At 73.1% G+C, this 13,364-nt stretch carries 12 protein-coding genes; 5 read left to right on the top strand and 7 right to left on the bottom strand.

The window, feature by feature from the left end:
- Positions 1 to 4 precede the first annotated feature (4 nt).
- The gene (locus ACH4D3_RS00615; RefSeq protein ID WP_003993508.1) at positions 5 to 658 is read right to left on the bottom strand and encodes a response regulator transcription factor; all 654 of its coding nucleotides are present in this window, start codon (positions 656 to 658) and stop codon (positions 5 to 7) included.
- Positions 659 to 1,085: 427 nt separating this feature from the next.
- Between ACH4D3_RS00615 and ACH4D3_RS00610 the strand changes: the two genes are divergently transcribed.
- Positions 1,086 to 1,259 (top strand): hypothetical protein, encoded by a 174-nt coding sequence (locus ACH4D3_RS00610; RefSeq protein ID WP_007387792.1) that lies wholly within the window; start codon positions 1,086 to 1,088, stop codon positions 1,257 to 1,259.
- Between the two features lie 650 nt (positions 1,260 to 1,909).
- Here ACH4D3_RS00610 and ACH4D3_RS00605 read toward each other — a convergent pair.
- Together ACH4D3_RS00605 and ACH4D3_RS00600 are read right to left on the bottom strand one after the other, a co-directional pair.
- A complete protein-coding gene (locus tag ACH4D3_RS00605) occupies positions 1,910 to 2,728 on the bottom strand; it encodes an inositol monophosphatase family protein (protein ID WP_398314880.1) in 819 nt (272 codons plus the stop codon).
- An 8-nt stretch (positions 2,729 to 2,736) separates the two neighbouring features.
- The gene (locus ACH4D3_RS00600; protein WP_398314878.1) at positions 2,737 to 3,864 is read right to left on the bottom strand and encodes a ferrochelatase; all 1,128 of its coding nucleotides are present in this window, start codon (positions 3,862 to 3,864) and stop codon (positions 2,737 to 2,739) included.
- A gap of 163 nt (positions 3,865 to 4,027) precedes the next feature.
- On the opposite strand from ACH4D3_RS00600, the gene ACH4D3_RS00595 reads away from it, so the two are divergent.
- Together ACH4D3_RS00595 and ACH4D3_RS00590 are read left to right on the top strand one after the other, a co-directional pair.
- On the top strand, positions 4,028 to 5,284 hold the full coding sequence (locus ACH4D3_RS00595) for an MFS transporter (RefSeq protein WP_398316594.1): 1,257 nt from the start codon (positions 4,028 to 4,030) through the stop codon (positions 5,282 to 5,284).
- Positions 5,226 to 6,563: a D-arabinono-1,4-lactone oxidase gene (locus tag ACH4D3_RS00590; RefSeq protein WP_398314876.1), complete on the top strand. Its 1,338-nt coding sequence runs from the start codon at positions 5,226 to 5,228 to the stop codon at positions 6,561 to 6,563. The genes ACH4D3_RS00595 and ACH4D3_RS00590 overlap by 59 nt, the downstream gene beginning before the upstream one ends.
- Here ACH4D3_RS00590 and ACH4D3_RS00585 read toward each other — a convergent pair.
- Complete coding sequence (locus tag ACH4D3_RS00585; RefSeq protein WP_398314874.1) at positions 6,487 to 7,401, bottom strand: hypothetical protein; 915 nt, start codon at positions 7,399 to 7,401, stop codon at positions 6,487 to 6,489. The two genes, ACH4D3_RS00590 and ACH4D3_RS00585, sit on opposite strands and share 77 nt — an antisense overlap.
- A gap of 472 nt (positions 7,402 to 7,873) precedes the next feature.
- Here ACH4D3_RS00585 and sepH point away from each other — a divergent pair, with 472 nt between their 5' ends.
- The gene (sepH, locus tag ACH4D3_RS00580; protein ID WP_398314872.1) at positions 7,874 to 8,932 is read left to right on the top strand and encodes a septation protein SepH; all 1,059 of its coding nucleotides are present in this window, start codon (positions 7,874 to 7,876) and stop codon (positions 8,930 to 8,932) included.
- A gap of 259 nt (positions 8,933 to 9,191) precedes the next feature.
- Here sepH and ACH4D3_RS00575 read toward each other — a convergent pair whose 3' ends face one another.
- Entirely contained in the window at positions 9,192 to 10,043 is an 852-nt protein-coding gene (locus tag ACH4D3_RS00575) for a sulfurtransferase (protein WP_398314870.1), read from the bottom strand.
- A gap of 235 nt (positions 10,044 to 10,278) precedes the next feature.
- On the opposite strand from ACH4D3_RS00575, the gene ACH4D3_RS00570 reads away from it, so the two are divergent.
- Positions 10,279 to 11,082: a VOC family protein gene (locus ACH4D3_RS00570; protein ID WP_398314868.1), complete on the top strand. Its 804-nt coding sequence runs from the start codon at positions 10,279 to 10,281 to the stop codon at positions 11,080 to 11,082.
- Between the two features lie 116 nt (positions 11,083 to 11,198).
- On the opposite strand, the gene ACH4D3_RS00565 is transcribed toward ACH4D3_RS00570, so the two are convergent.
- Entirely contained in the window at positions 11,199 to 12,173 is a 975-nt protein-coding gene (locus ACH4D3_RS00565) for an MBL fold metallo-hydrolase (protein ID WP_398314866.1), read from the bottom strand.
- Between the two features lie 93 nt (positions 12,174 to 12,266).
- Entirely contained in the window at positions 12,267 to 13,115 is an 849-nt protein-coding gene (locus ACH4D3_RS00560) for a ketose-bisphosphate aldolase (RefSeq protein WP_398314864.1), read from the bottom strand.
- Positions 13,116 to 13,364: the final 249 nt, after the last annotated feature.

The following is a 13,364-nucleotide window of genomic DNA, read 5'->3' as shown; positions in this document are numbered from 1 at the left end:
CCGGTCAGATCCGGTAGCCGGAGCCGGGGACGGTGACGATGACGGGCGGCTCGCCCAGCTTGCGGCGCAGCGTCATGACGGTCACGCGCACGACGTTGGTGAACGGGTCGGTGTTCTCGTCCCAGGCCTTCTCCAGGAGCTGCTCGGCGGAGACCACGGCGCCCTCGCTGCGCATGAGGACCTCCAGGACGGCGAACTCCTTGGGCGCGAGCTGCACCTCCTTGCCGTCGCGGAAGACCTCCCGGCGGTTGGGGTCGAGCTTGATCCCGGCCCGCTCCAGGACCGGCGGCAGCGGCACACTGGTGCGCCGGCCCAGGGCGCGCACGCGGGCGATCAGCTCGCTGAACGCGAAGGGCTTCGGCAGATAGTCGTCGGCGCCGATCTCCAGGCCCTCGACCCGGTCGCTGACGTCGCCGGAGGCCGTGAGCATCAGCACGCGCGTGGGCATGCCCAGTTCGACGATCTTGCGGCAGACGTCGTCGCCGTGCACGAGGGGGAGGTCGCGGTCGAGGACGACCACGTCGTAGTCGTTGACGCCGATGCGCTCCAGGGCGGCCGCACCGTCGTACACGACGTCGACGGCCATGGCCTCCCGGCGCAGTCCGGTGGCCACCGCATCGGCGAGCAGCTGCTCGTCCTCGACGACGAGTACGCGCACGTCGCTTGTCCTTCCTGTGTCCACCCGCGTAGCGCTTCTCGGACGCACGAGGGCAGGGGCCTGGTGGGTGTGTTGCCTCCATCCTGCCCTTTTCGGCCATAAGTCGGCTGTAAGTCGGGTGAGGAACCGGTGCCGAAGCGGGACGCGGAAAGGCCTCGGAAGCGGGAATACGAGATTTTCTCGCGTGGTTGAGGTTTCCGCGAAGGGGAGCTGGGGGAGGACGGCTTTACACCCCGCGATCACGCTCTGCCTGTACCGCGTTACCGCGCGGTACGTCGCGGTCCGCTTCCGCAGAGCGGGCGTGGGTGTCCGGCACGGTCGCCGCCCGGCAGGGCAGCGCTGGGCACTCCACCGGAGGCGTGATCGCCCCTTCCGATCGGCACACCCCCGTGCCAACGACCCACGACCCAGGACGAGGGGGCGCAGCATGGACGCTTTCACCGCAGGACTTCTGCAGCGCATAAAGACGACCGAGTCCGACCTGTCCCGGGCCCGCGACGAGGGCGACGAGTTCCTTGTCGAAGTGGAGCTGGGCGAGCTCGACGATCTGCGCCGTCTCGCTGCCGAGCACGGTGTGGAGGTCAGCGCGACCAACGCCTGATCGGCCCGCGCAGGACGAGGCCCCGGCGAGATCCAGCGCCGGGGCCTCGTCGTGCGCGGCGCCGTGTCGCGGTTCGTGGTGTGCCCCGGCGACCACGGAGTACGGGCAGCACGGGTGGGGCGGCCGGGGCAGTCCGTGCGGCGCGGCCGGGCGGAGTGGCTGCCCGATCCGACCCGGCGGGGGACACGCCTGAGCGGTCTCCGGGACCACGTGAGCCGGGGGCCGCCGAACCTCGCCCGGCAAGCGGGCGGCGGCGCGGAGAGGCGGTCCAGACCCACGAGCCTGGCCGCGCGGCCGAGAGGCCGAGGGTCGAGAGGCCCGACCGCAAACGACCAGCGCCGGTCCGCTCGTCGGCTCACAACGCGATGTGACCGGACGCGGCACCGACGGCGGAACCGAGCGCAGAGCCGACGGCGGGACCGACCGCGCGAGCATGCCTGCGGCGGCCACGCTCGGGCGGGAGGGACCGCCGCCCCGCACCACCCGGCGCGGCGGCCGAGGGGTGCGGGCGGCGTCACGCGGCCCCGCTCGCGTGGGCGCAGCCTCCCCGCTCGGGCACCCGGCACGCCCGCGGGGCGCGCGGGCACGGCGCCGGGCGACGGCACTCCCCCGCGGCGACCGGCGCCGTCCTCCGCACTACCGCCGGAGGCCTACGCTCCGAAGTCCGTCAGAAGCCGCTGGAGGGGCTCGAAGACGGCCGGGGTGGCGGCGATGGTCAGGGCGCCGGTGGGGCGCTCACCGGGGCGGCCACCGGTCACCGCGCCCGCCTCCCGGGCGATCAGGTCGCCCGCCGCGAGGTCCCAGGGGTGCAGCCCGCGCTCGTAGTAGCCGTCGAGGCGTCCCGCGGCCACGTCGCACAGTTCGATCGCGGCCGAGCCGCCGCGCCGGATGTCCCGCACCAGCGGAATCAGCCGCCGTGCGATCTCCGCCTGCTCCGCGCGGACCTCGGCGACGTAGTTGAAGCCGGTGGAGACCAGCGCCTGGTCCAGCGGGGCGGCGGACCGGCAGGCGAGCCTGCGTTCGCCCGCCCAGGCACCCGTCGCCCAGGCGCCGCCGCCCAGCACCGCGTGGTAGGACTCGCCGCGCATCGGGGCCACGACCACGCCGGCCACCCGCTCGCCGTCCTGCTCGGCGGCGATGGAGACCGACCAGGTGGGCAGTCCGTAGAGGTAGTTCACCGTGCCGTCCAGCGGGTCGATGACCCAGCGGACGCCGCTGGTGCCCTCCGTGGCGGCGCCCTCCTCGCCGAGGAAGCCGTCGTCGGGGCGGCGGTCGGCGATCAGCCCGGTGATCAGCTTCTCCGCCGCGATGTCCATCTCGGTGACCACGTCGATGGGGCTGGACTTGGTGGCGGCGACCGCGAGGTCGGCCGGGCGGCCGTCCCGCAGCAGCTCGCCCGCGCGGTGGGCGGCCTCCTGGGCGATCTTCAGCAGGTCGGCACGGAGCGGGTCGGGCGTCACGTCGGTCACGGGGCTCCTCACGCGTAGGGGCTGTCGGCGCCCGCGGCGGCGGGACGGGGGGCACGGGCGGGGCAGCAGCCGACCGGGCACAGGTTGTGGCTCGCGCCGAGCGTGCCGAGGGCACAGGGCGTGACCTCCTGCCCGCGCTCGTCGCCCGCCCGCTCCAGGACCAGGTCGCGGACGGCCGCGGCGAACCGCGGGTCGGCGCCCACGGTGGCCGAGCGGCGCACCGGCAGCCCCAGCTCCTCGGCCTTGGCGGTGGCCTCCGTGTCGAGGTCGTACAGGACCTCCATGTGGTCGGAGACGAACCCGATGGGGGCCATCACCACCGCGGGGACACCGGCCGCCTGCCGCTCCTCCAGGTGGTCGCAGATGTCGGGCTCCAGCCACGGGATGTGCGGGGCACCCGAGCGCGACTGGTAGACGAGCTGCCAGGGGTGGTCGACGCCGGTGCGCTCGCGGACGGCATCGGCGATCACCTGGGCCACGTCCAGGTGCTGGCGTACGTACGCCCCGCCGTCGCCGTGCTCCTCCACCGGCCCGGAGCCGTCGGCGGCCGAGGTGGGGATCGAGTGGGTGCAGAACGCGAGGTGCGCGCCGTCCCGGACCTCCTCGGGCAGCTCGGCGAGGGACCGGACGACCCCGTCGACCATGGGCTCGACGAAGCCGGGGTGGTTGAAGTAGTGCCGGAGCTTGTCGATCTTCGGCAGCTCCAGGCCCTCGGCATCGAGGGCGGCGAGCGCGTCGGCGAGGTTCTCGCGGTACTGGCGGCAGCCCGAGTAGGAGGCGTAGGCGCTGGTCGCGAGGACCAGGATGCGGCGGCGGCCGTCGCCGACCATCTCGCGCAGGGTGTCCGTCAGGTACGGCGCCCAGTTGCGGTTGCCCCAGTAGACCGGCAGGTCCAGGCCGTGCTCGGCGAAGTCCTTGCGCAGGGCGTCCAGCAGGGCGCGGTTCTGGTCGTTGATCGGGCTGACGCCGCCGAAGAGGAAGTAGTGCTGTCCGACTTCCTTGAGGCGTTCCTTGGGGATGCCGCGCCCCCGGGTCACGTTCTCCAGGAACGGGACCACGTCGTCCGGCCCCTCCGGGCCGCCGAACGAGAGCAGGAGCAGGGCGTCGTAGGGGCTGGCATCGAGCACGTCTGGCATGCCCCGATCCTGCCACCCGGCACTGACAGCGGGGAAACGGTGGGGTACCGACCGTGCGTTTCACCAGGTCCGAGGGGGTGTTCCCGAACGCAGGGGCGAGTAAGCTGTATCGACTGCGTTCGCACCTTACCAACTCGTGACCGAGCCGCTTCCGGAGACCTCGTTGGCCAGTCCCTACCGCGCCCTGTTCGCCGCCCCCGGCACCAAGGGCTTCTCCGCCGCGGGCCTCCTGGGCCGGATGCCGCTGTCGATGATGGGCATCGGCGTGGTGACGATGATCTCGCAGCTCACCGGGCGGTACGGACTGGCCGGGGCGCTGTCGGCCACCATCGCGCTCGCCGCCGCCGTGGCCGGGCCGCAGGTCTCCCGCCTGGTGGACCGGTACGGGCAGCGCCGGGTGCTGCGCCCGGCGACCCTGGTGTCGCTGACCGCGGCGGCGGTCCTGCTGCCCGCCGCGCACTACGGGTGGCCGGACTGGGTGCTGTTCGCGGCCTGCGTCGGCATCGGCTGCGTGCCGAGTCTCGGCGCGATGGTCCGGGCCCGCTGGGCGGCCCTGTACCGGGGCACGCCGCAACTGCACACCGCGTACTCCTTCGAGTCCGTGGTGGACGAGATCTGCTTCATCTTCGGCCCGATCATCTCCATCGGCCTGTCCACGGCGTGGTTCCCGGAGGCCGGGCCGCTGCTCGCCGCCTGCTTCCTGGCGGCCGGCGTCTTCTGGCTGACCTCGCAGCGTGCCACCGAGCCGGAACCGCACCCGCGCGAGCACAAGGGCGGCGGCACGGCGCTGCGCTCCCGGGGGCTCCGGGTCCTTGTGGGCACCTTCGCGGCCACGGGGACGATCTTCGGGGCCATCGACGTCGTCACCGTGGCGTTCGCCGAGGAGCAGGGGCACAAGGCCGCTGCCAGCCTCGTCCTCGCCCTCTACGCGGCGGGATCGTGCACGGCCGCCATGATCTTCGGGCTGCTGCGCTTCGCCGGGCCGCCGGAACGCCGCTGGCTCCTGGGCGTGTGTGCGATGGCCGTGAGTATGATCCCCCTCCTACTGGTCGGAAACTTGCCGTTTCTGGCCGCTGCGCTGTTCGTTGCGGGTCTGTCCATCGCTCCCACGATGATCACGACCATGTCCCTCATCGAAGAGCACGTACCGCGCACGCAGCTCACCGAGGGCATGACCTGGGTGAGTACCGGACTCGCGGTGGGGGTCGCGCTCGGCTCCTCCGCGGGCGGCTGGGTGATCGACGCCTCCGGGGCCCGTGCCGGGTACGGGGTTCCGGCGGTGGCCGGGGCCGTCGCGGTCGCGGTCGGTTTCCTCGGGTACCGCCGGCTCAAGCGGCCGGAACCGCGTCGGGGAGGGACCGTTGAGCAGCACACGCACGGCGAACGGCAGGACGAGCGGCCGGAACGGCACATGGCGTAACTGGGGCGGAAACGTCTCGGCGCGCCCCGCGCGGGAGGTCACTCCCGCCTCCGTCGACGAACTGGCCGACGCCGTCCGCCGGGCGGCCGAGGACGGGCAGCGGGTCAAGGCGGTGGGCACCGGGCACTCGTTCACGTCGATAGCCGCGACGGACGGTGTGTTGATCCGGCCTCAACTGTTGACGGGCATCCGCAGCATTGATCGCGACGCCATGACGGTCACGGTCGAGGCCGGTACCCCGCTCAAGAGGCTCAACATGGCGCTCGCGCGTGAGGGCCTGTCGCTGACCAACATGGGCGACATCATGGAGCAGACCGTCTCCGGGGCCACCAGCACCGGCACCCACGGCACCGGCCGCGACTCGGCCTCGATCGCCGCCCAGATCCGGGGCCTGGAACTGGTCACGGCGGACGGCTCGGTGCTGACCTGCTCCGCGGACGAGAACCCCGAGGTGTTCGCCGCCGCCCGGATCGGCCTCGGAGCCCTGGGCGTCGTCACCGCGATCACCTTCGCCGTGGAGCCGGTCTTCCTGCTCACGGCCCGCGAGGCACCGATGCCGTTCGACCGGGTCCTGGCCGACTTCGACGCGCTGTGGTCGGAGAACGAGCACTTCGAGTTCTACTGGTTCCCGCACACCAACAGCACCAACACCAAGCGCAACAACCGCAGCGCCGGTCCGGAGCGGCCGGTGGGGCGGTTCCAGGGCTGGCTGGACGACGAGTTCCTGTCCAACGGCGTCTTCCAGGCGGCCAACTGGGTCGGCCGTGCGGCGCCCGCCACCATCCCGGCGATCGCCCGGATCTCCAGCCGGGCACTCGCCGCGCGGACGTACACGGACACTCCCTACAAGGTCTTCACATCCCCGCGCCGGGTGCGGTTCGTGGAGATGGAGTACGCCGTTGCGCGCGAGGCCGTGGTCGAGGTGCTGCGCGAGCTGAGGACGATGGTCGACCGCTCACGGCTGCGGATCAGCTTCCCGGTCGAGGTGCGCACGGCCCCGGCCGACGACATCACGCTGTCCACCGCGTCGGGGCGCGACAGCGCGTACATCGCCGTGCACATGTTCAGGGGCACGCCCTACCAGGCGTACTTCACCGCCGCCGAGCGCATCTTCACGGCGCACGAGGGCCGACCGCACTGGGGCAAGGTGCACACCCGGGACGCCGGGTACTTCTCCCGGGTGTATCCGCGCTTCGGCGAGTTCACGGCGCTGCGGGACCGTCTTGACCCCGACCGTCTGTTCCAGAACGACCACTTGCGCCGGGTTCTGGGGCCGTAGCCGAGGCGTCCGGGTCGGGGGCTCCGGTACCGCCGGCATCCTCGTCACCGCCGGCGTCCGGGGTGGTCGTCGGGCTGGACGCCGTACCGCCGCCCTCCGTCGAACCGGCACCGGACGACGGGCTCCCGTCGGTTCCGTCCGGGCTCCCGGAGGGAGTGGGGGCCGGAGCTCCGCTCCCGGAACCGGAGTCCTTCGCGTCACCCGAGTCACCGGAGCCCCCGGAGTCCCGGCCGTCCTGCGGGTCTTGCGCGCCACCGGAGTCGCCGGTCTCCCCGGACTTCCCGGACTCCCCCGAATCGGCGGCGGACTTGTTGTGTCCGGTGAAGGCGTTGCCGACGGTGGTGCTGTGGCCGCCGCTCAGGTTCTGGCCGGAGGCGACCTCGTACACCGTGATCCCGGCCATGGTGACGCCGAAGACGAGGGCCGCCGCGATCAGCGGGCGGCGCCGGCCCCTGGTCCGCGCGCGGTAGACGGTGCCCTCGGTGAACTCCCCCGAGGGCGAGGGCGAGGGCGAAGGCGGGTTCGGGTCCGGCGCCTCGGCCGGAACCGACGCGGTTCGCCCGTCGATCCGCACGGCAGCGGCGGTGCGCTGCACCCGGATCTGCTCCCCGGTGCGCTTGAAGAAGTGCTGGAGCACCGAGCCCCCGCAGGTGGCGACGACACTGATCAGGCCGGCCCCGGCGATCGTGCCGTAGACACCGAAGGAGGAGGCGAGTTTGGCGGCCACCACCGCCGCCAGGGCGCTGCCCGCGACCTGCGGGACGCTCAGGTCGATGCGCCTGGACTCCCCCTTCGAACGCATGTCCGCCACATCCGCGCCATCGGACCTTTCACGCATCGTCGGACCTTGCCTGCCTTTCCCGTACGGGATCGATCAACTGCATGAGAAAGGGACGTGCGGCCGAAACCATTAGTTCCGTTTCTGGTGATTGCGTGAAGTACGCCACGCTCAAGATCACGGAAACCGTGCCGGGGACGGCCGGCTGTCACCTCTTGCCAGAAGTTGGGCGGCGCGCCAATCCACGCACGTGGTCCGAATGGAGTACTGTTGCGAGCCCTGGAGCCGGTCTCCCGACAGGGGGTCCGGCACCTTGAAGGACCGCCGGGAGGGGGCTAGTTGCACAGGGTGACGAGGTTGGTCACTTAGCGTTGCGAACAGGTAACCGTGCCATAACGGCGATCCAGGGCCCGCGCCCGACACGCCGGGCAACTCGGCAAGGTTGTGGCAGGCTGCACCCGGGCAGGCCACACTCGACAGAGCGGAAGCAGCGACGCACGTGACGTCGGCAGGCACCACCCGGGAGGTCCCCATGCCCGAACTGCGTGTCGTGGCCGTCTCGAATGACGGCACACGGCTGGTGCTGAAGGCTGCGGACAGCACGGAGTACACGCTTCCGATCGACGAGCGGCTCCGTGCCGCCGTGCGCGGCGACCGTCCCCGCCTCGGCCAGATCGAGATCGAGGTGGAGAGCCATCTCCGCCCCCGCGACATCCAGGCGCGTATACGTGCCGGCGCGACCGCGGAAGAGGTCGCCCAGATGGCGGGCATCCCCGTCGACCGCGTACGGCGCTTCGAGGGCCCGGTGCTGGCCGAGCGCGCCTTCATGGCGGAGCGGGCCCGCAAGACCCCCGTCCGCCGTCCCGGCGAGAACTCCGGGCCGCCCCTCGGCGAGGCCGTCCAGGAGCGGTTGCTGCTGCGCGGCGCCGACAAGGACACCGTCCAGTGGGACTCCTGGCGCCGCGACGACGGCACCTGGGAGGTCCTGCTGGTCTACCTGGTCGCGGGCGAACCGCACTCGGCGAGCTGGACGTACGACCCGCCCCGGCGGCTCGTCCAGGCCGTCGACGCGGAGGCACGCGCGCTGATCGGGGAGTCCGACGACCTCGCCGCGCCCGAGCCCAGCTTCCCGTTCGTGCCGCGCATCGCCCGACTGCCGCGCGACCGGCCGCTGGACCGCACCCTCGACCGGGAGCAGCGGGAGCGGCCGAGCCTGCCCCCGCCGCCGTCCGAACCGGCCGACGACACCGCGGTCACCGCCTCGGCCGAGCGCGAACGCGACTCGCTCACCAGCCTGCTGGAGGCCGTACCGAGCTTCCGTGGTGACCTGGTGGTGCCCGAGCGCGCTCCGGATCCGGTGGCGGAGCCCGTCGAGGAACCCGAGGTGGAGGAGCCGCCCGCGCCCGCGGCGTCGGCCGGTTCCGCCTACGCCGACGTGCTCATGCCGCGCTCGGTGGCGAGCCACCGCGACCGCCTCACCGGCTCCACCGACCGCCAGGCCGAGGCCGACGGCGTCCGGCCGGGCCGCCGCGCGGCGGTGCCGAGCTGGGACGAGATCGTGTTCGGCACGCGGCGCAAGAAGCAGGAGTAGTCCGGTCTCCGCCGAATGACGTGACCGAGGTCGGGGCCGCACCCGGGTGGGTGCGGCCCCGATTTCGTGCCAACGGCCGACTGCGCGTACGGCCTTGCCGCGGACGGGCCTGCCGGGTGCGGCCCCTCTCCGCGTGCGGGCGCCGCCCCACCCGGGACGCGCGGTCCGCCGCCGGACCGGCCGGCCCTTGCGGGTGCGGCGCTCGTGCGGGCGCCGCGCCACCCTCGATGCCGGTCCCGGCCTTCCGGACCGGCCCCCTCTACTGCGGGTCGGGCCCCACCGCGACCGGCCGGGCCGGGTCCGACGACCACTCGGACCAGGAGCCCACGTACAGCGCCGCCGGAATCCCCGCCACCGCCAACGCGAGCACTTCGTGGGCACCCGACACGCCCGAGCCGCAGTACACGCCGACCCTGCCGTCCTCCGTGGCGCCGAGGGTCTTGAAGCGTGCCCGGAGTTCCTCGGCGGGCAGGAAGTGCCCGTCCGGGGCCACATTGGCGGTCGTCGGGGCGGACACGGCGCCCGGGATGTGGCCGCCGACCGGGTCGATCGGCTCGACCTCGCCCCGGTAACGCTCCCCCGCGCGGGCGTCGAACAGCACCCCGGACCGGGCCAGCGCGGCCGCCCCGTCCGCGTCCAGCAGGCCCGTCGCGCCCGGCGCCGGCGTGAAGTCGCCCTCCGCGGGCGCCGGGACGTCCGTCGACAGCGGCGCCTCCCAGGACGGCAACCCGCCGTCGAGGACCCGCACGTTCGGGTGACCCGTCCAGCGCAGCAGCCACCAGGCGCGGGCCGCCGCCCATCCCTGCCCGCCGTCGTAGACCACGACCGGTCGCCCCTGCGACACGCCCGCCCGGCGCATCGCCGCGCCGAACTCCCCCACCTCGGGCAACGGGTGCCGGCCGTGCACGCCGGGCGCCGAGGCGAGTTCGCGGTCCAGGTCGACGTAGACGGCACCGGGCAGATGCCCGGCCGCGTACTCGGCGCGGCCGTCGAACGGCGGGGCACCGGCCGCCTTCGCCGTGCTCAGCTGCCAGCGGACGTCGAGCAGGGCGGGCGGATTGGCGCCCGCCAGTTCGTCGACGAGTTCGGATGCGGAGATGATGGCGTTCATGGCCCCATCCTGACGTACCGAGTGGCCGAGGCGTCGTTGTCGGGCTACTCTGCCCGCCGGACAGTACCGATCACGAGGCGTACGGGTTCGGCCACATGCTGTACTGCCCGGGCAGGCGGGCTGCCCCACGAGCGCGAGCACGCCCGAAGCACGCACCGGAACCCGGTGCCGGTGCCGAGGCCCGTCGGAGCGGAAGCGGACGCACGGCCCGCGGAGGGCCGAGAAGAGGGTGACGATGACCGACGCACGGGGATCGGACAGCCGGTCCGGCGGGACGAACGCCCGACGCGCGCCCGGCACGCCCTGCTGGGTGAGTCTGATGGTGCACGGACCGGCCGCCACCCACGACTTCTACGGTGCCCTGTTCGGCTGGGAGTTCCGGCCGGGCCCTCAGCAACTGGGCCCCTACGCGCGGGCCCTGCTCGACGGGCGGGAGGTGGCCGGCATCGGGCGGTTGCCCCCGGACCGGCAACTGCCCACCGCCTGGACGCCGTACTTCGCGTCCGACGACGTCAACCGGACGGCCGAAACGGTGCGCCTGTGCGGTGGCACGGTCGGCGTCGGCCCCCTGGACGCGGGCGAGGCCGGCCGTATGGCCCTGGGCTCCGATCCGGCCGGCGCCGTCTTCGGCATGTGGCAGGCGGCCGCACACCTGGGCACGGCCGTCACGGGCCGGCCCGGCACACCGGCCTGGAACGAACTGCTGACGTACGAGACGGCGAGCGTCGCCAAGTTCTACGAGACGGTCTTCGGCTTCGAACTGCTCCCGGACCCCTCCGCCGACCGCGACCACGTGACCCTGCGCATCGGGGGCCGCCCGGTCGCCGGCCTCCACGGCGTCGGCGACGCCCTGCCGCGCGACCGGGGGCCGCACTGGATGACGTACTTCGAGGTGGCCGACACGGACGAGTCCGCGGCGCGCCTCGTCGACCTGGGCGGGCACGTCCTCACCCCGGCCCACGACACGCCCCACGGCCGGGTGGCGACGGTGGCGGATCCGGAGGGGGCGCGGTTCACGCTGCTCGCGGTACGACGCTGACGTCCTGACAGCGGGCGGGACGGGGCGGCGCGGGCGCGGGGCGGATGCCATCGCCGCGGCTGCCGCGTCCGCCCCGCCCCGAGCCCTCCTCATGGAAGCGGCGTGGCCGCGGCGGCTCAGTAGTCCCAGACGGTCGGCACGAAACGGAAGGCGTTGCCGGCGGCCGCCACGTGGCAGACGGACGGGAACGGCAGGTGGGTGGCCATCAGGTGCTCGCCGCTCGCCGCCATCTCCGTCAGGAGACGGATCCGGACCCGCGCGGACTCCTCGGGGTCGTGTTCGAAGCCGTTGAACCAGCCGGGCTGGTCGAACCCGCACTGGAACACGGCGTCGCCCGCGAACGTCAGCCGCTCGCCGCCCGACTCCAGGCGGATGATGCTGTGGCCGGGGGTGTGCCCGCCGGTGCGCTTGATCAGCACACCCGGCGCCACCTCGAACTCCGTCTCGAACGGCTGCAGCTGGCCTCGGTACACGTCCAGGAACCGCGCCGCGGTCGTCCGGAGTGTCTCGGGCACCTGTGCCGGCATGGCGGTGCGGGAGAAGTCGGGTGCCTGCCAGAACTCGGCCTCGGCGGCCGCCAGGTGGACCCGCAGGTCCTTGCGCAGCCGGCCCCTCAGACCCTCGACGAGCAGTCCGCCGATGTGGTCCATGTGCAGGTGGGTGAGCACCACGTCGGTCACGGACGCGGGATCGATCCCGGCGGCGTCCAGCCTCATGGCCAGCTGCCCGGCCCGGGGGAAGCCCGGGAACTCCGTACCCAGACCGGAGTCGACGAGGATGGTCCGGCCGCCGCTGCGCACCACGGCCACGTTCAGCGGGTAGTCGATCACCTCGGGCGGCAGGAAGTTGTCGCTGAGCCAGGCCGACAGCTCGGCCTTGTCGGCATTGGTGGCCAGTGTCGCGGGGTTGATCGGGAGCACCCCGTCGCTGATCACCGTCACGTCGATCTCGCCGACCTTCAGTGCGTAGCGCGACGGAACTGCTTCGTCGAGCCTCGGTGCGTCAGGGTGTGCGACGTTGATCTGGTTCATGTTGTCGTCCTTCTGGAGAGCGTCGACCGTGGTCATCGACGGGGTGACGAGGTCGGTCACTCCGTCCCTCTCACTCCAAGACAGGGCAGGGGCCAGGTTTGTGACGGCCCCTCACACGCCCTTTCGGTCGAACTCGCCGCTCTCCGACCCCACTCAGCCGCTCACCACGCCGAGAAGGACACGTACCGTCTCCGCCATCGCCTCCCGGCCCTGGGCGACGTAGGGGCGAGGGTCGGTCAGGTCGGGCCGCGCCGCCAGCGTCTCGCGGACCGCGCGCGTGAAGGCGATGTTGAGGGCGGTACCGATGTTGATCTTCACGATGCCCGCCCGGACGGCTCGCCGCAGTTCGTCGTCCCCGACGCCCGACGAACCGTGCAGTACCAGGGGCACGGGCACGGCCTCCCGGAGTCGTTCGATCAGTGCGTGGTCCAGGGACGCGGAGCGTTCGGTCATCGCGTGGCTGCTGCCGACGGCGACGGCCAGCGCGTCCACGCCGGTGTCCGCCACGTAGCGCGCCGCTTCCTGCGGGTCGGTGCGCACCCCGGCCGCGTGGGCGCTCGCGGGGGCGTCGGGTTTGCCCCCCACGTACCCGAGTTCGGCCTCCAGCCACAGGCCCGCGCCGTGGGCCCACCGCGCCGCGGCGCGGGTGGCGGCGAGGTTCTCGGCGTAGGGCTGCGCCCCGGCGTCGAACATCGCGGAGGAGAACCCCGCGTCGGCCGCCGTGCGCAGCAGCCGCGGGTCCGTCACGTGGTCCAGGTGCAGTGCGACGTCGACGTCACAGGCCTTGGCGACCTCTGCCGCGGCCCGCGCGACCGGCTCGACCCGGCCGCCGTGGAACCGCACGGCGTTCTCGCTGATCTGCAGGATCACGGGGGCGCCCGCGGCCTCCGCGCCGGAGGTGATCGCCTCGGCGTGCTCCAGCGTGATCACGTTGAACGCCGCGACGGCCCGGCCGGCGACGGCGGCTTCCGAGACGAGTTGGCGCGTGGGAACCAGCGGCATGGGGGTGTCCCCCTCGCTTTCGTGTTGCTTCGACGGTCGGTCGGTCCGGCCGGTACGGCGGTTGCCGTCCGCACCGGCCGGTACGGGTGGGTGGGCGTTCGGGGCTAGGGCCTGTCTGACAATTCGCGTCGTCGCCCGAAGGGCGGCCGCGCGGCGTCAGGTGCGTGCTCTCGGCGTGCCGGCCCCAGACCCGCGTACTGGCCGTACTCGGGTCTGGGGCCGGTGCGGCGAGAGTGCGTGCATGGCGTC

It is taken from the genome of Streptomyces sp. NPDC018026 (assembly GCF_044327745.1).
GTDB lineage: Bacteria > Actinomycetota > Actinomycetes > Streptomycetales > Streptomycetaceae > Streptomyces > Streptomyces rubrogriseus.
Note: the sequence above shows the minus strand (reverse complement) of the source record. Positions and strands in the feature narration are given on the sequence as shown.